Origin of the sequence: Nonomuraea sp. NPDC059023, from assembly GCF_042740095.1 — a bacterium.
In the GTDB taxonomy this organism is placed as follows: domain Bacteria; phylum Actinomycetota; class Actinomycetes; order Streptosporangiales; family Streptosporangiaceae; genus Nonomuraea.
Genome location: NZ_JBHYIO010000034.1, coordinates 86362 through 102933, shown reverse-complemented (window position 1 = coordinate 102933; position 16572 = coordinate 86362). Strand labels below are relative to the sequence as shown.

Annotated in this window: 15 protein-coding genes and 1 pseudogene; 8 read left to right on the top strand and 8 right to left on the bottom strand. The window is 70.6% G+C overall.

Annotated features, from left to right (window positions below):
• Positions 1 to 775: 775 nt before the first annotated feature.
• Complete coding sequence (locus ACFWYW_RS42805; RefSeq protein ID WP_379611243.1) at positions 776 to 1234, bottom strand: rhodanese-like domain-containing protein; 459 nt, start codon at positions 1232 to 1234, stop codon at positions 776 to 778.
• A gap of 138 nt (positions 1235 to 1372) precedes the next feature.
• Between ACFWYW_RS42805 and ACFWYW_RS42800 the strand changes: the two genes are divergently transcribed.
• Entirely contained in the window at positions 1373 to 2392 is a 1020-nt protein-coding gene (locus tag ACFWYW_RS42800) for an EamA family transporter (protein WP_379611242.1), read from the top strand.
• A 12-nt stretch (positions 2393 to 2404) separates the two neighbouring features.
• Here ACFWYW_RS42800 and ACFWYW_RS42795 read toward each other — a convergent pair.
• Positions 2405 to 3556: pseudogene (locus ACFWYW_RS42795) on the bottom strand (aspartate aminotransferase family protein); the annotation flags it as partial.
• A 114-nt stretch (positions 3557 to 3670) separates the two neighbouring features.
• Between ACFWYW_RS42795 and ACFWYW_RS42790 the strand changes: the two are divergent.
• The 7 genes from ACFWYW_RS42790 (at position 3671) to ACFWYW_RS42760 (ending at position 9495) form a co-directional block, all read left to right on the top strand.
• A complete protein-coding gene (locus tag ACFWYW_RS42790) occupies positions 3671 to 4513 on the top strand; it encodes a fumarylacetoacetate hydrolase family protein (RefSeq protein WP_379631455.1) in 843 nt (280 codons plus the stop codon).
• A 9-nt stretch (positions 4514 to 4522) separates the two neighbouring features.
• Positions 4523 to 5605, top strand: coding sequence for a helix-turn-helix transcriptional regulator (locus ACFWYW_RS42785; RefSeq protein WP_379611240.1), 1083 nt, complete (start codon positions 4523 to 4525; stop codon positions 5603 to 5605).
• Between the two features lie 15 nt (positions 5606 to 5620).
• Complete coding sequence (locus ACFWYW_RS42780; protein WP_379611239.1) at positions 5621 to 6544, top strand: BadF/BadG/BcrA/BcrD ATPase family protein; 924 nt, start codon at positions 5621 to 5623, stop codon at positions 6542 to 6544.
• Positions 6541 to 7833: a hypothetical protein gene (locus ACFWYW_RS42775; protein WP_379611238.1), complete on the top strand. Its 1293-nt coding sequence runs from the start codon at positions 6541 to 6543 to the stop codon at positions 7831 to 7833. Before ACFWYW_RS42780 ends, ACFWYW_RS42775 begins: the two co-directional genes overlap by 4 nt.
• Positions 7830 to 8570, top strand: a complete 741-nt coding sequence (locus ACFWYW_RS42770; protein WP_379611237.1) for a sugar isomerase domain-containing protein — start codon at positions 7830 to 7832, stop codon at positions 8568 to 8570. The genes ACFWYW_RS42775 and ACFWYW_RS42770 overlap by 4 nt, the downstream gene beginning before the upstream one ends.
• Positions 8571 to 8860: 290 nt before the next feature.
• The gene (locus ACFWYW_RS42765; RefSeq protein ID WP_379611236.1) at positions 8861 to 9190 is read left to right on the top strand and encodes a type II toxin-antitoxin system RelE/ParE family toxin; all 330 of its coding nucleotides are present in this window, start codon (positions 8861 to 8863) and stop codon (positions 9188 to 9190) included.
• A gap of 5 nt (positions 9191 to 9195) precedes the next feature.
• Positions 9196 to 9495, top strand: coding sequence for a helix-turn-helix domain-containing protein (locus ACFWYW_RS42760; protein WP_379611235.1), 300 nt, complete (start codon positions 9196 to 9198; stop codon positions 9493 to 9495).
• A gap of 384 nt (positions 9496 to 9879) precedes the next feature.
• Here the strand turns inward: ACFWYW_RS42760 and ACFWYW_RS42755 are convergent, their stop codons facing one another.
• From ACFWYW_RS42755 to ACFWYW_RS42730, 6 genes are read right to left on the bottom strand one after another with little or no spacing between them, the layout of a single operon-like run.
• On the bottom strand, positions 9880 to 11187 hold the full coding sequence (locus ACFWYW_RS42755; RefSeq protein ID WP_379611234.1) for a GTP cyclohydrolase IIa: 1308 nt from the start codon (positions 11185 to 11187) through the stop codon (positions 9880 to 9882).
• 14 nt (positions 11188 to 11201) lie between these two features.
• Positions 11202 to 12008, bottom strand: coding sequence for an amidohydrolase family protein (locus ACFWYW_RS42750; protein ID WP_379611233.1), 807 nt, complete (start codon positions 12006 to 12008; stop codon positions 11202 to 11204).
• Positions 12005 to 12739 (bottom strand): amidohydrolase family protein, encoded by a 735-nt coding sequence (locus ACFWYW_RS42745; RefSeq protein WP_379611231.1) that lies wholly within the window; start codon positions 12737 to 12739, stop codon positions 12005 to 12007. The genes ACFWYW_RS42750 and ACFWYW_RS42745 overlap by 4 nt, the downstream gene beginning before the upstream one ends.
• Positions 12723 to 14288 (bottom strand): heparinase II/III family protein, encoded by a 1566-nt coding sequence (locus ACFWYW_RS42740; protein WP_379611230.1) that lies wholly within the window; start codon positions 14286 to 14288, stop codon positions 12723 to 12725. The genes ACFWYW_RS42745 and ACFWYW_RS42740 overlap by 17 nt, the downstream gene beginning before the upstream one ends.
• Positions 14285 to 15277 carry a Gfo/Idh/MocA family protein gene (locus tag ACFWYW_RS42735; protein WP_379611229.1) on the bottom strand — a complete coding sequence of 331 codons (993 nt, stop codon included), beginning with the start codon at positions 15275 to 15277 and terminating at the stop codon, positions 14285 to 14287. Before ACFWYW_RS42735 ends, ACFWYW_RS42740 begins: the two co-directional genes overlap by 4 nt.
• Positions 15261 to 16538, bottom strand: a complete 1278-nt coding sequence (locus tag ACFWYW_RS42730) for an ABC transporter substrate-binding protein (protein ID WP_379611228.1) — start codon at positions 16536 to 16538, stop codon at positions 15261 to 15263. Before ACFWYW_RS42730 ends, ACFWYW_RS42735 begins: the two co-directional genes overlap by 17 nt.
• Positions 16539 to 16572 lie beyond the last annotated feature (34 nt).

The window sequence follows — 16572 nt, the reverse complement described above, 5'->3', positions numbered from 1 at the left end:
CCCCTTTCGCGGACGGCGGACCCCGACGATCTTCTGGAGGTGTCTTTCTTCCTACTCTGAGGTGTTCGGTGCGGCCTGCCCGTGACGGCCTTTTCCGTCACGGGGCCGCTTGGCGTTCTGTCCGTGACGGGCTCTTTCCGCTACGGCGCCGCCACCGCCCACGCCACCCGCCGACGTCGGCGGGCGCCGATCGGGGGGATCGCTTCTCACGTCGGACGTGGTCCCCACCGCAACGGCCCCCGTCACCAGCGGACCGGCCCTAACCCGATCCCGCCTCCCGGCTCATCGGCCAGGAGGCGGGATCGGCCTTTTCCACCCGGCTCTGCCCCCAAGCCCGGCCCATGCCCCGGGTGAGGAGGAGCCGACGCAAGGGCTTGACGGGAGGCGGAGCCCCTGTCCACGGGCTTGGGAGGCGGCGACGCCCGGCCCACAGGCTTGGCGGGACACGAACCCCGGCGCGTGGGCTTGATGGAGGCGCAGCCCCGCCCATCGGCCTCGCGGGAGGCGCAGCCCCGCCCATGGGCTTGGCCGGAGGCGAAGCCCGGTCCACGCGGGCTTGGGAGACGGCGGAGTCCGGCCCGCGGGGCCTGGCGGGGGTTTCGGGGTGGGGCGGGTTGGGAGGCTTGCCTGGTGGTGGGGTTTTAGGGGTTTGGGGTGAGGGTTTTGGCGACTCGCCGGGGGGATGATCGGGGTTGATTGCGGCCGGGTGGGGTATGTTTTCTTCGCCCCCGATCGACTGATTCGGACGGGGGCACCAAATCCTTCTCCGCCCGTCTCAGCAGGCGCAGGCGATGCCCGAGACCGGTGCGGTCAGCGCGTCCACGGGGTTGCGGACCACCCCATCGGACGTCTCCACCGGGAAGCCCTCGCGGGACCAGTACTCGAACCCGCCGATCATCTCCTTGACCCGGTACCCGAGCTTGGCGAACTCCAGCGCGGCCCGGGTGGCGCCGTTGCAGCCCGGTCCCCAGCAGTAGGTCACGACCGTCACGTCCTCCGGGATCAGGGTGCGGGCGCGGGTGGCGATCTCGGCGGTCGGCAGGTGGAGGGCGCCGGAGATGTGGCCCTGGTCCCAGCTCTCCCCGCTGCGGGAGTCGATCACGACCACGCCCGGGGCCCCCGACTCCAGGTCCGCGGCCACGTCGGAGACGTCGGTCTCGAAGGCCAGGCGGGCGGCGAAGTGGGCGAGGGCGGCGGCGTTCGGGGCGGGGGCGACGCTGGTGACGGCGGACATCTCCGGGGTTCCTTTCTCGGGGCGATGTCCGAAATCCTGCCGGTCCGCGCGCGACCCCACGAGTGGCGTAGATGCCTCTTATCGCTAATATCCCGCCAAGGCCGAAAATGTCGGTCGGCGGCGCTATTGTCATGAGCTATGCAAGCAAACGCCACTGACCGGCGTGCCTCGCTCCTGGTGTGGGGCGCACTCGCGATTGTCTACGTGGTGTGGGGATCCACCTACCTGGGCATCGGCATCGCGGTCGAGTCTCTTCCACCCATGCTGAGCGGCTCCATGCGGTTCATCACCGCGGCGGTGCTGCTGGGCGGGTTCCTGCTGCTGCGCAAGGGCAAGAGCGCGTTCCGGATGACCGGGCGTGAGTTCACCGGCGCCGCGGTCGCGGGCCTGCTACTGCTCACGCTGGGCAACGGCATGCTGGCCGTGGCCGAGCAGTACATCTCGACCGGACTCGCGGCGCTGCTCGTCGCCTCCGTGCCGTTGTGGCTGGTGGTGTTCAGGTTCGTGGTGCGCGACCGGCCCAAGGCCCTGACGCTCGCGGGCGTACTGGTGGGCCTGGGTGGCGTGGCGGCGCTCTCGCTGACCGGCGGCGAGGCGGCCGCGACGGGCGGCATCGTGATCGTGCTGCTGGCGTCCGTGTCGTGGGCCATCGGGTCGTTCCTGTCCAGCCGGATCGCGATGCCGGCCAACGCCTTCGCCACCTCCACCGTGGAGATGCTCGTGGGCGGGATCGGGCTGGCGATCCTCGGTACCGGGCTCGGCGAGCGGCTCGACGTGAGCGCGGTCAGCTCCCGGTCGTGGCTGGCGCTGGTCTACCTGATCCTGGTGGGGTCGCTGATCGGGTTCACGGCGTTCTCGTGGCTGCTGGGCAACGCGCCGATCTCGCTCGTCGCCACCTACGCCTACGTCAACCCGGCCGTGGCCGTCGCGCTCGGCGCGATCGTGCTGGGCGAGGTGATCACGCCCCAGATCATGATCGGCGGCCTCGTCATCCTGGTCGGCGTCGCGCTGGTGATCTCAACCGAGCGGAAGCGACCGCAGCGCGCCGTCAAAGGCCTCGACGGTGAAGGCGAGGTCGGCCTCGGTGTGCGCGGTGGACAGGAACCACAGCCCCCTGGGGACCATGTTGACCCCCCGCTCGAGCAGCGCCGCGTGTAGGAGCGCCATTCTGGCGCGGTCCGTGCGGGCGAAATCCCGATAGTCCCGTACGGCCGGCGCGTCCGTGAAGTACGTCTGGAAGACCGGGCCTGGGCCGTCCACCAGCAGCGGCACGCCAGCCTTCTCCGCGACCTCGCGGATGCCCTCCATCAGCGCCCGCCCCCTCGCGTACAGGGTGCCGTAGACCTCCTCGCGCCGTTCGTCCAGGATGCGCAGGGTCGCCTCGGCGGCGGCGATGCCGACGGGCTGGGAGTTGAACGTGCCGGCGTGCGCGACCTTGCCGCCGGAGATGGAGTCCATGACGAACGCGCGCCCGGCCAGCGCGGAGACCTGCATGCCGCCGGCCATCGCCTTGCCGAAGACCGACAGGTCGGGGGTGACGCCCAGGTACTCCTGCGCGCCGCCGGGCGCCAGGCGGAAGCCGGTGATGATCTCGTCGAAGATGAGCAGGCTGCCGTGCCGGTCGCACAGCTCGCGTACGGCCTCCAGGTAGCCGGGCTCGGGCGCGATGGCGCCGGTGTTGCAGAGCACGGGCTCGCAGACCACGGCGGCGATCTGGCCGGCGTGCGCGTCCATGATCCTGGTCAGGGTCGCCAGGTCGTTCCAGGGGGCGATGACCAGGTCGGCGGCTTCGGGCTGGCCGGCCGTACCGGAGACCGGGACGGGCGCGTCGGCGGGGCCGGCGAGATCCACGGCGGGGTGCACGCTGTAGAGGACCGGGTCCAGCCAGCCGTGATAATGGCCCTCGAACTTGAGGATCTTCCGGCGGCCGGTGTGGCCGCGCGCCAGGCGCCAGGCGGCGTGCGCGGCCTCCGAGCCCACGGTGTTGAAGCGGACGCGCTCGGCCGAGGGGATCATCGCGCACAGGCGCTCGGCCACGCGGACCTCGGCGGCGTGCTGCGCGGAGTAGACGATGCCGCGGGCGACCTGGGCGCCGACGGCCTCGACGACCTCCGGCGGGCAGTGTCCGAGCAGGGCGGGGCCCTGGCCGAGGACGTAGTCGACGTACTCGTTGCCGTCCACGTCCCACAGCCGCGAGCCGGCCGCGCGCTCGACGTAAAGGGGTACTCCCGAGGTACGGCGGGCGTCGCTGGAGACACCTCCGGCGATGTACTGCCGGGCGGTGGCGTAGAGGTCGCGGCTGGCGTCCAGGGTGCGGCTCATGCCGACCATCAAAGGGGATGCTCCCCCAGACCACCAGCAAGAGGGCAAGAAGCGGGTCGTCACCGCAAATTTCGGTTCTTGTGGGCGGCCAATGGGCTTGATGAGGTGAGAACCATGTTCCTTGGACGCATCCGGCGGACCGCCTCCGCCCCCGTCGAGCTGGTCGCCCAGCGCGACGGCGCCCTGATCAGCCTGGCCGACCTCGGCACCGACGACCCCGTCGCGCTCCTGGACTCCTACGGCCTCGACCGCCTCACCGAGGAGGTGGCACGGCGCCGGCCGGTCCTGGACGAGGCCGGAGTGCTGTTCGAGCCGCCCGTGGCCACCTGCACCAAGATCTGCTGCCTGGCGCTCAACTACGCGGCGCACGCCGAGGAGAGCAACATGGAGGTGCCGCCGGAGCCGGTGCTGTTCCTGAAGCCGCCCTCCGCGTTGACCGGGCACAACCAGCCGGTGATCGCGCCCGCCCGCACCCGGCACCTCGAACACGAGGTGGAGCTGGCGGTGGTCATCGGCCGCCGGACCCGCGACCTGCCGGCCGAGCGCTGGAAGGAGGCGGTCGCCGGATACACCGTGATCAACGACATGACCGCGCGCGACCTCCAACTGGCCAACATCTCCAGGAACGTCCCCTGGGACCAGTCGAAGGGGTTCGACACGTTCGCGCCGGCGGGGCCGTACCTCGCGACCGTGGACGAAGTGCCGGACCCGCAGGCGCTGGAACTGACGCTTGAGGTGGACGGCGAGGTCAGGCAGCGGGCCAACACCAAGCAGATGGTCTTCGGCATCCCGCGGCTCATCGCCGACCTGTCGGACGGGATGACGCTCATGCCCGGCGACCTCATCGCCACCGGGACGATCGCCGGCATCGCCCCGCTCAAGGACGGCGACACCATGCGGGCCACGGTCGAGGGCGTCGGCACGCTTGTCAATACGGTCAAATTTCGGTCCGCCTAAAGTAGGGGCATGACCTACGCCGTCGCAGCCCTGGTGGACATCGACGACTTCATCGCCTCCGAGCAGGCCCAGGGCCGGCCATGGGCGCAGGGCCAGCTACGGCGGGCCTCGCGGGCCGTGGCCGAGGCGGCGACCTGCCGTCCGGGCGTCACGTGGCGCCCGGAACCGCCGGAGGAGTGGCTGGTGCTGCTCACCGGCGCCGACCCCGACGCGCTGATGTCCGAGGCGGCGACACTGGCCGAGGAGGTACGAGCGCGGATCGTCCGCGAAACGGCCTGGACCGCCACGGTGAGCATCGGGCCGCCCCGATCGGGTCCGCTGGAGGCCGAGCGCGAGGCCAGGCGGGCCAACGACTACAAGCTCGTGCTCGGCGGCGACCGCGTCATCGAGCTGCCCGGCGCGCACACCCTCCCCGCGGCCCCCGCGCCGCCGGTGCGCATCGAGCAGGAGCTCACCCGCAGGGTCCGGGCCGGCGACCGCGACGGCGCCGCCGGGCTGCTGGCCGGGTGGATCGACCGGTGCGCCCGCGAACCCGGCGTGGACCCGCGCATTCTGCGCAACTGGCTCATCGGCCAGCTCCTGTTCGTGGTGGACGTGGCGGGGCCGGCGCGGCTGGCCGACGGCTCGACCGACTGGGTGGAGGCCAGCGCGCGGCTGCCGATCGAGGACATCGTGACGGTCGGCGACATCCACGAGCGCTCCTACCTGCACATCTGGCTGAAGGAACGGCTCGGCAGGCTGCTGCCCGCCACCCCGAGGCGCGACATCCTCGGCCTGGCCGAGGCCTACCTCGCCGACCACTACACCGATCCCGGGCTGCGGCTGGCCGACGTCGCGGCCGCCGTGTGCGCGAGCCCGTTCTATATCTCGCATCTGTTCGCGGAGGAGCGGCAGACCACGTTTCTGCGGCATCTGACCGGGTTGCGGCTACGGCATGCGCGGCGGTTGCTGACCAGTTCGGGGCTGCCTGTCGAGGTCATCGCCTCGCATACCGGGTATCCGAGCACGAAGGCATTGCGCAGCGCGTTTCGGCGGCATGTGGGGTGTTCGCCCACGGAGTATCGCAGGGCTAGATTTCGGCCTGGACCGTAACTAGGGTGGGGTGTCATGGACTTGGCGATCGACGGCGGGCAGACCGGGCTGCGGGTCGCACTGGCTTCTCGCGGGCGGGTGCGCGAGGTCAGGGAACTGGCCGGGCTCTCGTACGCCGAAGGGTCGCCTGTTGACGCCGTGCTCGCCCGGCTGGAGGTGCCCGAGGGTGTCGACACCGTCTGCCTGGGGCTGACCACGCTGCTGGACTCGCCCGATCGGCTGGCTCGGCGGTTGCTGGAGCGGTCGCGGCGGGTGATCATCACAACGGACGTGGTCACTTCGCACGCGGGCGCCTTTCCGGCCGGGACCGGCGTGGTCCTGGCCGCCGGAACCGGCGCGATCGCCCTCGGCATCCCACCAGCTCGGCCAGAAGGGCCTCAGCGGCCGGGTGGCGGCTCGGCTGTGCAGGTGGATGGGTGGGGGTTTCTGTTCGGGGATGCCGGGAGCGGGTTCTGGATCGGGCGGCGGGGGCTGGATGCCGCTTGCCGGGGCTTTGACGGAAGGGGACCGGCGGGGCCGTTGACGGTGCGGGCGCGGGAGGTCTTCGGTGATCTCGCCACGCTGCCCCACCGCCTCTACCTCGCACCCGACGCGGTGGCGCGGATCGCCCGCTTCGCCCCGCACGTGTTCGAGCTGGCCACCACCGACGCGGCGGCCGGCGAGATCGTAGACGCGGCGGCCACGGAGCTGGCGGGCACCGTGGCCGCCGCCGCACGCCACTTCACCGGCGAGGTACCCGTCGCCTGGACCGGACGCCTGCTCCGCGACGAACGGCTGCGAGCAGGGTTCGAGTCGGAGCTGAGTGCCCGTCTGCCCCTGGCTCGCATCGGCCAGGCGGCGGGTGACAGCCTGACCGGCGCCGCCCTCCTCGCCGCCGCCCCCGGCCTCGGCCCCTACGCGCCCCTGGCCACCGTCACCCACCAGGAGGCGGCCCGGTGAGAGTCGGATACGGCCTCGCCGAACTACCCGTGCCCGACGGCACCCCCATGGGCGGGTACATCGACCGCCCCGGCCCCTCCACCGGCACCCTCGACCCGCTCGGGGTCAGCGCGGTCACCTGGTCCGACGGTGACCGCCGCTTCGCCCTGGCCGTGGCCGACGTGATCTGCATCAACACCGACCTGGCCGAGTACGCCCGCCGGGCCGTGAACCTGGACGAGCACGCGGCTCTCGCGCGGGAAGAACACGCGGGACCTCCGGCCGGGCGGGACGGGGATGTCCCGCCGGTGTGTGAGCTCTGGCTGGCGGCCAGCCATACCCATGCGGGTCCCGAGACCGGGTGTGTGCCCGGGGGCGGGGTCACACCCGGGCCGTGGTTGGAGCGGGTTTCCGGTGCGGTGCGCGCCGCCGTACACAGGGCTGTGGATAGTGAGCGGGCTGCGGACGGGACGGCTCATCGCGGTGAGTTGCACGGCGTCGGCGCCGACCGCAGCCGGCCCGACGCGGCCAGGACGGTGCCGCTGGACGTGATCGCGGTGCGAGGGGACGGCGGGCCGGCCGGGGTGATCGTGGTGCTGCCGGTGCATCCGACCGTGCTGCCCGCGAGCAACCTCCTGGTCAGCGCGGACCTGGCGGGGGCGGTGCGGAGGGCGTTGCGGGCGCGGCTCGGGGACGGTGTGTGGGTGGTGGTGGCGACCGGCGCGGCCGGGAACGTCAGCACCCGCTTCACCCGCCTCGGCCAGGACGCCGCCGAACTGGACCGGCTCGGCGGACTGGTCGCCGACCGTTGCGTCGAGCTGCTGGCTCAGCCGGGCGACCGGGCCTGGGCGGGTACCGACCGGATCGGGACGGCTCGGGCACGACGCGACCTGCGCCGGGCGCAGCGGGACGCCGACCTCGGCTCGCTCGCCGCCGACTACGAGCACGCCACGGCCGCGGGCGACCCGGTGACCGCCCGGCTGGCGCGCAGCAGGCTGGAAGGCGTACGCGCCAGAGCCCTCGGTACCCCGTCAATCACCGACACCATCACCGTGGACGTGAGCGTGGCCAGAGTCGGGGCGCTGGGGCTGGTCGGGCTGCCCGGCGAGCCGTTCCTCGGAGTGGCCGAGAACATCCGGAACGGGCGCGGCCCGATCGCCGTCCTCGGCTACGTCAACGGCTATCCCGGCTACCTGCCCACCGCCGAGGCGTACGGGCGAGCCGACTACGAGGTGCTCGTCAGCGCCGTCGCCCCCGGCAGCGCCGAGACGCTCGCCGACACCGCACGACAGCTATTGGAGGAAGCGTGATCGATCAGGACGCGTACGCGGAGGTCGCCAGGTCGGCCGTCGACCGGCTGGTGACCAAGGAACGGGACACGATCGCCCGCGCCGGCGCCCTGATCTACGAGTCGTTGCGGGCCGGCGGCGTACTCCAGGCGTTCGGCACCGGCCACTCCCGCTCCGTCGCCCTCGAACTCGTCGGCCGGGCCGGCGGCCTGGTCCCCGCCAACCAGCTCGGCATCCGCGACGTGGCCTACTACGGCGACGCCTCCCCCGCCGACATCCTCGACCCGAAGATCGAACGCGAACCCGGCCTCGCCGCCCGCATCTGGGCCCTCGCCCCCATCCAGCCCGAGGACATCTTCGTCATCATCTCCAACTCCGGCGGCAACGCCGCCATCGTCGAAATGGCGCAACTGGCGGTGACCCACGGCCACCAGGTCATCGCGATCACCTCCCGCGCGCACACGTCCCGCCTGCCGTCCGGCCCACGCCTCGCCGACCTCGCCCACGTCACCATCGACAACGGCGCCCCGTACGGCGACGCCGCCCTCCCCCTGCCCGACGGCACCACGATCTGCCCGATCTCCAACCTCACCGGCGTACTCGCGGCCCAGATGCTGGTGGCCGAAGTCGTCGGCCACCACCTGACCGCCGGCGAGACTCCCCCGATCTTCCGCTCAGCCAACACACCGGGCGGCGACGAACACAACGCGGTGTTGCTGCGGAAATACGGGCCCCGCGTCCGCCTCGGCGACGCCTGACTCCTACCGGACGGCCCTGATTGCTGACGCGCGCCGCGCGAGTCCATTCCGGACGAGAGCCGATCAGGACCCTGGGCCAAGAGACGGGCGAACGGTTGGATGCGGACGTTCATCCGTGAGTGCCACATGATGTGCTGGGTCGTCGCAGCCAGTGGCGAACGGGCCTGGGTGCTTGGCCGCGGCGGAGTGGGCCGGGCGGCTGAGGCTGGATAGGTGAACTGGGCTATACGCCATTCGTAGGACGGCCCACTTGCCTGCCGTATAACGTCCGTGTTATGACTTGGGGAGAGGTGGAACTGGAGCCGGAGGTCGACACGTGGTTCGACACTCTCAGCCAGGACGATCAGGAGACGGCTGTCTTCTATGTCGACCTTCTGGCGGAGCGGGGCGTGCTGCTCGGCGAGCCGTACACCAGGCAGTTGCAGGGCAAGCTCCGGGAACTTCGCTTTCATCTCTCTCGCGAGGCCGTGCGCATCACGTACTGGATCGCCTCGGGTAGGAGGATCATCCTGCTCACGGTGTTCAAAAAGCAGCGGATGCGTGAAGCTGGTGAGATCGAGCGGGCGATGCGGGCCATGGGGCGGTGCATCGCTGAGGCGCACACGGCAGATAAGGAGTAATGGCCATGGGGGAGCGCAAGGCGTGGGCCGACAAACGTGCCGAGATTATGAGCCGTCCAGGCGCCGGTGCCGCATATGAGGCCGCTCGCCTCCGGTTCGAGTTGGGGGAGGCGGTACGGCAGCGCCGCGAGGAACTCGGGCTCACGCAGGCTGAGCTGGCTGAGCGGGCCGGCCTTAAGCAGCCGGCGGTCGCCCGTTTCGAGGCGGGAGGCACTATGCCCACCATTCCCATGCTGGAACGTCTCGCCCAAGCACTCGAAGTGCGGCTCAACGTCCAATTTCAGCCGCTCCAGCAGGCTTGCTAACCCCGGCCCACGCCGATAATGAGACCTCGACACCGTCGGCGCTGGCCGGCTGCTCCCGTCACCTTCGCATGGTCAGTCGAGGTACGGCTCGCGCCGCCCGCCGACGACCCAGTCGCACCCTCCCCTGGCTACCGACTACGTGTCCGGACAGGGGTACCAGGGTCGCCTCTCGACAACCTCCGGTGACGCATGGTGACCGCCCGTCGTCTTCAGGGCGATTCGATGTGGCTCCGGTGGAATCTGCGGTGCCTTACCACACGCGCAAGCTCGATCAAGGCGCCCGAGCGGAGCGAGGACCATTGTCCGGGGTGGGGTCCAGCTGGCTGACCACCCAGATGGGCAACGGGTGGGCCAGACGAAGCGCCCGAGCGACAGCGAGGACCTTTAAGGGCGGACCAACCGGTACGGCTGGCGGGGGCGGCCCGCCTGGGAGCCCTTCACCGGTGGCATCGGCCAAGCCAGCCCCTCCTCCGCCAGACTCTGCAGAACCCGGCGAGCCGACCGAGGCGCCACCGCCAGCACGTCGGCCACGATCTCGGCATCCACCACCAGCGCCTCCGGCCCATCGCCCAGCCCCGCCACCAGGCGTTCCAGGAGCTTGGCCCCCTTGGTAGCGGTAACCGGCTCGCTTTCGGCCCGTCTACGCTGCCGTAGTGGCAGGGAAAGGACGGTCCCGTCTCCGCTGACCATGTAGGCCGCCGCCGCCCCGGCATTCCGGGCTTTCTCCACGGCGACCAGCGCGTTGGCGTCGGCGTCCCGCGCGGTGGTGCCGAGCCCGATCCCCACCTCGACCGGCACCCCCGCCTCCGACCGCACCCGGTCCATGAACGGGGCGACCCGGAACCCGTCGGTGGCCTGTGCGAGCGCACCGACCGTGGCGGTGACGACGTAGCTGTTCTCGTCGCGCGGCACCACGGTGGCCCCCATCACCCGGGCGTCGGCCAGAAGCGACTGGTGAAGGGAGAGCTTCAGTTCCTGCTGCCAATAGTTACCGGGCCCCGAATAGCTGGGCCGCGCGGATGCGGCCAGCTCGACCACGGCGATGGCGATCTGCCCCTCCTCCAGCCGGCTCCCCGTACCGAGCAGGGCGGCGGTGTTCAGCGCCAGCCGCAGCGTGTGGGAGGTCGGCAGCATTCGCAGCACCGGCACCCCGGCGGCGGTGAGCGCCTTGGCCACACTCCTTATCGTGGTCAGCGCGGCCGTGGTCACCCCCTGCCGATGAAGCTGCTCGTGAAAGCCGATGAACCCACGGGCGGACTCCGGCTGGTCGTACTCGGAAAGGTGCACTCCCGCGGTGCTGACCCCGATCTCCCCGTAAGCCTCCTCGACATCGGCCGCGGGCAGCGAGTCGATGCTGACCCTGGCCGGATCGATGCCGTCGGCGAGCACTCCACGCAGCAGAGCGGCATAAAGGCTGGCCCCGCTCATGGGTACGAACGTGGCCGGCATGGGCAGTTCGCCGCCCTGCCGGGCGAGGTCGTACTGGAGCGGCCCGGTGAACAGAGCCACGTCGATACTGTCGGCGATCTTGGAGAACTTCTCGTAGGTCTCGTGCTCACCGGCCAGCGGCGCGCCCACCAGCCGCCAGTCGGCGGCGGCGGGCAGGTCGGCGCCGATCATCATGATCTGCTCGACCAGGTCAGGCGGCCCGACGACCCCGATGGCCACCCTCGACCGTGTCTCGGATCGCAACCGATCCATGATCGTTATCTCTCCAGTCCGGATCGCCACTGCAGGAGTCGCGTCATCGTCCCGCCGAGGACCGCCGCACGGTCCTCCTCGGCGAGGCCACTGAAGATTACCCGGCCGAGCGACATGCGAAGATCGATGAACGGGAAGTCGGAGCCGTAGACCACCCGGCCCGCTCCGACCTCCGACACCATTCTGACGATGTCGGGCCCGCTGTTGAAGGAGCCGCAGACCTCCAGGATGAGTCCGGGCTGTCGCTGCGCCGCCTCGATCGCGAGGTCGAAGCCGAGCGGCGTGGCCCCGGCATGCCCGGCCAGGATGGTCGCCCCGGGATGCCGGGCGGCCACCTCCTCCACCTGCCCGAGATCGTTGTACGGCGAGCCGTCATAGCTGTGCGTCAGCACCGGGCACCCGGTCCGCTGCGCGAACTCCCACACCGGCGCGTACCGCCGCCCGGTGAGCGGATAGTCGTGCAGGTCAGGATGGAGCTTGATGCCCCCGAAGCACGGATCGTCCCCCCACCGCGCCAGTTCCCCCACGGGATCCTGCCAGGGGTTGACGGTCAGGTACCCGGTGAACCGGTCGGGCGCGCCCCGGACGATCTCGGCGGTCTGCGCGTTGCCCTCGGCGGCGTCGAGCTGGATGGCGAGGTGGCTGGACAGGACCGCGTGCGCCACCCCGCACCGGTCCATGACCCGCACCATCGCCTCGGGCCCGGCCTCGGGGATGAAGAACAGGCTGTACGGCCCGGCGTGCGCGTGCGCGTCCACGATCCGTACCCCGGTCTGGGGTCGGCGGCTCCACACGGCGGTCTCGATGCTCACGCGGCCCTCGCTTCCTGACGCAGCAGGCCCAGCACGTTGCCGGAGCCGATGGCGACCACGCTCTCGTCGTCCAGCTCCGACCAGAGGAGCCGGGTGAGCGCCTCGGCCGGGTCTCTGGCGGGGGCGCCGGTGCCGAAGACGAGGCGGCGCGGGCCGTACCTCTCGACGAGCCATTCGAGGCCGCAGTGGGAGGAGAGGTTGGCCAGCCCGAGATGGACGTTGGGGGTGCGGGCGAGCACGCCCGCTGCCTGCCTGAGCAGGCGGTATCCGAGGCCGCCGACGACGACGGCGAGACCGGGGCGGGCGGCGGCGACGGCCTCGACGGTGGGCCAGCCGACCTGCGGCGCGTCGAGCAGCAGCGGCAGCCCGGCCTCGGCGACGGCGTCGAGCAGGCGGGCGGTGTCCTTGCCCGCGAGGTCGTAGCCGTGGTCGGCGGGGTAGGCGCGGACGGCGGCGACGCCGTTGTCCAGGGCGGAGGTGACGAAGTTCGCGGTCTCGTCGCAGGTGTCGGGCAGCATCACCCAGCAGGGGCGCAGCCTGGGCTGTCCTTCCGTCAACTTGACGATCTTGAGATTGCCCTGGTGCGGGTCGTGCAGCCACGACCAGCTGTGGCTCACGAGCGCCTCGGCGATGCCGAAACGGTCCATTCTGGCCAGCGCCTGCGTGACCGTGCCCTGGCCGACGTCCCTGCGGGGGTGTCGGCCGAGCATCGCGTCAGCGTCGATCAGCATGAACCGTCCAACCGTCGGGGACCGTGGGGGGCTGGTCGCGGAAGGGGAAGAGGCCGACGGTGAACCGGCCGTCGGCGCGGCGCAGTCCGAGGGTGTGGATCTCGCCGTATTCGGCGGTCCTGGCCTCGGGGTCGGGGATGCGCGCGGGACCGTTCCCGTGCAGGACCTCGTCGGGCTCCTCCAGGGGTACGGCCAGCAGCCCGGGACCCTTCTCCGTCACGAACCCGTCCCCGTGGCGGCGCCAGGGCGACAGGCCGTGGAGCTGCCAGATCGCCTCCGCGTCGATGCGGTCGGAGACCACCCAGTAGCCGGGGTCGGGCACGAAGACGATCCGCCGGTCGTGGCGCTGCTCGTAGCCGCGATGATGTCCCTCGAAGACCTGTTTATCAGGAAAAATCCGGAACAGGTCGCATGAAGCCCTTCGATCCTCCACATACTCCTGCCCCGGCACCAGCAACGTGTTGTGCGCCCTGGTCGCCTGGTACCAGTCGTAGTAGCCCGGATCGTCATAAGACGGCGGCCCGCCGCCCTCCCACGCCAGCGGCACGCCCCATCCCTCGATGACGAAGTCGAGCGCCGCGTGGTGGCTGTGCGGCTCCAGCTCGTGCCCGACATAAGGCCCATAGTTGATCACCGTGTGGAAGCCGCCGCCCCGCAGCACCGCGTACCCGCTGGCCTCAAGGTTGACCGGACCGGACAGCGGCTCGATGTCCACCGGCCAGACCACACCGCTGTCCTGCAGGTGCGGCACCCAGCCGCCCGACGTGGTCAGCGCGGCCAGCCAGTCGTGCATGAGCGGGTAGCGGGGGTGGGCGGCCAGCGACGGCTCGACGGCGGCGGCCCGCTTGAGCGCGTCCAGGCACATGCCGTGGTAGCCGGGCGAGCGCTCGTGGTGGCCGCCGTCGGCGCATACGTCGTGCTCCAAGTGCTCGTGGATGCGGGCCAGCGCCACCTCCGCCCACGACCCGGCCTCCGGCAGGTCGGCGAAGACGCGGGCCAGGTGCAGGAGCTCACAGACGGTCGCGAACTGCCAGTTGCCGTGGCGGAACTCGTCGTGCTCCTCGGCCGACCAGCGCGCGCCGCCGATGACGGTCTTCAGCATCTCCCTCCGGCACCGCTCGCTCAGGGTCGTGCCGAAGACGTGCAGGGCGTGGGTGAGGTACATGCCGCGGGCGCACACGCCGAGCGAGTACCAGATCACGTCGAGGCCTGGCCAGTCGCCCTCCACCCGGTCGCGGTCGGCGTACCACTGCAGGAAAAGGCGCTCCCAGGTGTCGGCGTAGCGCTGCTCGCCGGTCTCGGAGTAGGCGGCGATCAGCGGGGTCATCCAGCGCAGGTAGTGGAAACCGTACAGGCGGGAGCGGCCGTGGCCCTTGTCCAGGAAGTCGACCTCGATGCCGATCAGGTCGTCGGCGGCGTCCGCCGGCATGCCCGCGGGGACGGGCGCCCGCCACCTCCACGTACGGCCCAGCTCCGGCAGATCCTCGTCGGGGATGTGGCGCATCCGGGTCGGGTGCACATGCGGCGGCTTCTCCACATAGGCGGTCATGCGAGCCTCACCGGAAGCCCGGTGCGGGCGGACTCGTGCGCGGCGGCCAGCACGGCGGTCACGTCGCGCGAGCTCTCGACGCTGATCAGCGGCTCGGTCCCGGTGCGCGCGCAGTCGACGAAGTGGTGGATGGCGTCGCGGTAGGCTCCGGCGGGCACGCCGTGCACGACGCGCTGGAGCATGTTGCGCGGGTAGGCGTAGGCCTTGGCGGTGGCCACCTGGATGTTCTCCTTCTGGCGGTCGAGCTGGATGACGCCGTCCTCGCCGACCACGGTGACGTAGCTGTCGACCATGGTCGGGAAGGTGTTCGGGTAGATCCAGGCCGACTCGAAGGTGGCGACGGCGCCCCGGCTGAAGCGGGCCTGGATCTGTATCGCGTCGGGGGTCTCGATGCCCATGCCGCGCAGCTTGCCGTGGCGGGCGGTGGCGAAGACCTCCACCACGCGGTCGTCGTAGAGCCAGCTGAGCAGGTCGATGTCGTGGCTGGACAGGAACCAGGCGCAGCTCGTCTGGTCGGCCCAGCGGATCATCTCGGTGGGCACGTAGATGGTGTCGTCCTTGCGGGCGTACCCCACGACGGGCTCGCCGACCAGCTCCATCTGCTGCTTGGCCTGCGCGTACGCGGGCACCCAGCGGTGGTTGAACAGGCACATCGCGATCACACCCGCCTCGCGGATGGCGGCGACCGCGCGGTCGGCGTCGGCGACCGTGGTGGTGAACGGCTTCTCGACCAGGATGTGCAGCCCGGCCCGCGCGGCGGCGACCATCATGTCGGCGTGCAGGTGGTCGGGCGTGGTGATCGAGACGGCGTCGACCGTCCCGGAGGCGATCAGGTCGCGGTAGTCGGAGTAGACGGCCGCCTCTCCCAGGGGGCTGCGCGAGACCGCGGTGAGCTCGACGTCGGGGTGGGCGGTGAGCACCTCGGCGTGCCCGCGGCCCATGATCCCGGCGCCGATGATCCCTACTCTGAGCTTAGGCAAGTGCGTCATTCCATCGCTTCTCTGCAGTGTCGAGCGCTTCCTTCGCGCTCTTGGTACCCGTGAGGAAGGCCCGCACCTCTTCGGAGAGCAGCTCGCCCAGCTCCGCGTCCTTGTTGGTGCCGATCGGGGTGTACTTCAGCTGGGGCAGCCCCTTCACGATCACGCTTCTGGCCATGGCCATCGGGTCGTCGCCGGAGACGTCGGTGAAGAACGTGTCCTTGGTCGAGGAGACCGTCGAGGGGTAGATCGGCACGATCTTGCAGAAGGCCAGCTGGTTGGCGCCGTTGGTGAAGTACTTGATGAACTCCGCGGCGGCCTTCTTGTTCTTGGACGCCTTGGGGATGGAGAAGGCCTGCTGCGCCAGCAGCAGGTTGCCGCCGGTGCTCATCTGGACCGGCGCGGTGACGAGCAGGTCCTTGTAGACGTCGGGCGCGTTCTTCTGCACGTTGAGCAGCTCGGCGGCGTTCGCGTGCGCCTTGAAGGCGACCTGGCCGTTCTCCAGCGTCTGCGGGAGGTTGCGGATGTCCTTGGAGACGGCGCCGGGCGCGATGCCCTTGGCCGCGTAGCTCTTCTTGAACTTCTCCAGCACCTCGGTGGCCTGCGGCGTGTTGAACACGGCCTTCTTCTTGTCGGGGCTGAGCAGTTCGATGCCGTAGTAGCGCAGCGTGTTGTGGTCGGGGAGGGCGTTGAACCCGTTGACCTTGGTCTTGCCGAAGACCTTGTCGGCCAGCGCGAGCGCCTCGTCGTAGCTGACCGGAGGCTTGCTGGGGTCGAAGCCGACCTTGTCCATCACCGACTTGCGGTACATGGCGACGGGCGAGCCGCCGTTGTACCAGGGCACGGCGTAGAGCTTTCCGCCGGTACGCAGCGGCTCGACGAGGTTCGGCTGGAAGTCGGCGAGGTCGCCCTGGGTGAAGTAGGCGTCGAGCGGTTCGAGCGACGGCGTGAAACGGCCCAGCTCGATCGAGCTGACGTTGACCGCGTCGGGCACCTCGCCGCTGGCCACGGCGGCCAGCAGCTTCGTGGCGCTCTCCTGGCCGGGCACGTCGACCCACTTGACCGTGACCTGGGGGTGCTGCTTCTGGTAGTCGGCGATCAGGCCGTTGATGTAGTCGCTGTAGTTCTTCTTCAGGTTGATCGTCCAGAACTCGACCTCGCCCTCGAAGGGCTGGTCGTTACCGCCTTCCGCGGCTCCGGAGGTGCCGGCGACGCAGCCGGTCGCGAAGAGGGAGAACGCGAGAGCCGCTACTAAGAAGCTTCTGCTTGACATGTGGCCGTCCTTAATCGCTACTTTCGGCACAATG

Bases quoted from the DNA above. Each gene is read 5' to 3' on its own strand.
- ACFWYW_RS42805 (WP_379611243.1), bottom strand. From the start codon at position 1,234: ATGTCCGCCGTCACCAGCGTCGCCCCCGCCCCGAACGCCGCCGCCCTC.
- ACFWYW_RS42800 (WP_379611242.1), top strand. From the start codon at position 1,373: ATGCAAGCAAACGCCACTGACCGGCGTGCCTCGCTCCTGGTGTGGGGC.
- ACFWYW_RS42790 (WP_379631455.1), top strand. From the start codon at position 3,671: ATGTTCCTTGGACGCATCCGGCGGACCGCCTCCGCCCCCGTCGAGCTG.
- ACFWYW_RS42785 (WP_379611240.1), top strand. From the start codon at position 4,523: ATGACCTACGCCGTCGCAGCCCTGGTGGACATCGACGACTTCATCGCC.
- ACFWYW_RS42780 (WP_379611239.1), top strand. From the start codon at position 5,621: ATGGACTTGGCGATCGACGGCGGGCAGACCGGGCTGCGGGTCGCACTG.
- ACFWYW_RS42760 (WP_379611235.1), top strand. From the start codon at position 9,196: ATGGGGGAGCGCAAGGCGTGGGCCGACAAACGTGCCGAGATTATGAGC.
- ACFWYW_RS42745 (WP_379611231.1), bottom strand. From the start codon at position 12,739: ATGCTGATCGACGCTGACGCGATGCTCGGCCGACACCCCCGCAGGGAC.
- ACFWYW_RS42740 (WP_379611230.1), bottom strand. From the start codon at position 14,288: ATGACCGCCTATGTGGAGAAGCCGCCGCATGTGCACCCGACCCGGATG.
- ACFWYW_RS42735 (WP_379611229.1), bottom strand. From the start codon at position 15,277: ATGACGCACTTGCCTAAGCTCAGAGTAGGGATCATCGGCGCCGGGATC.
- ACFWYW_RS42730 (WP_379611228.1), bottom strand. From the start codon at position 16,538: ATGTCAAGCAGAAGCTTCTTAGTAGCGGCTCTCGCGTTCTCCCTCTTC.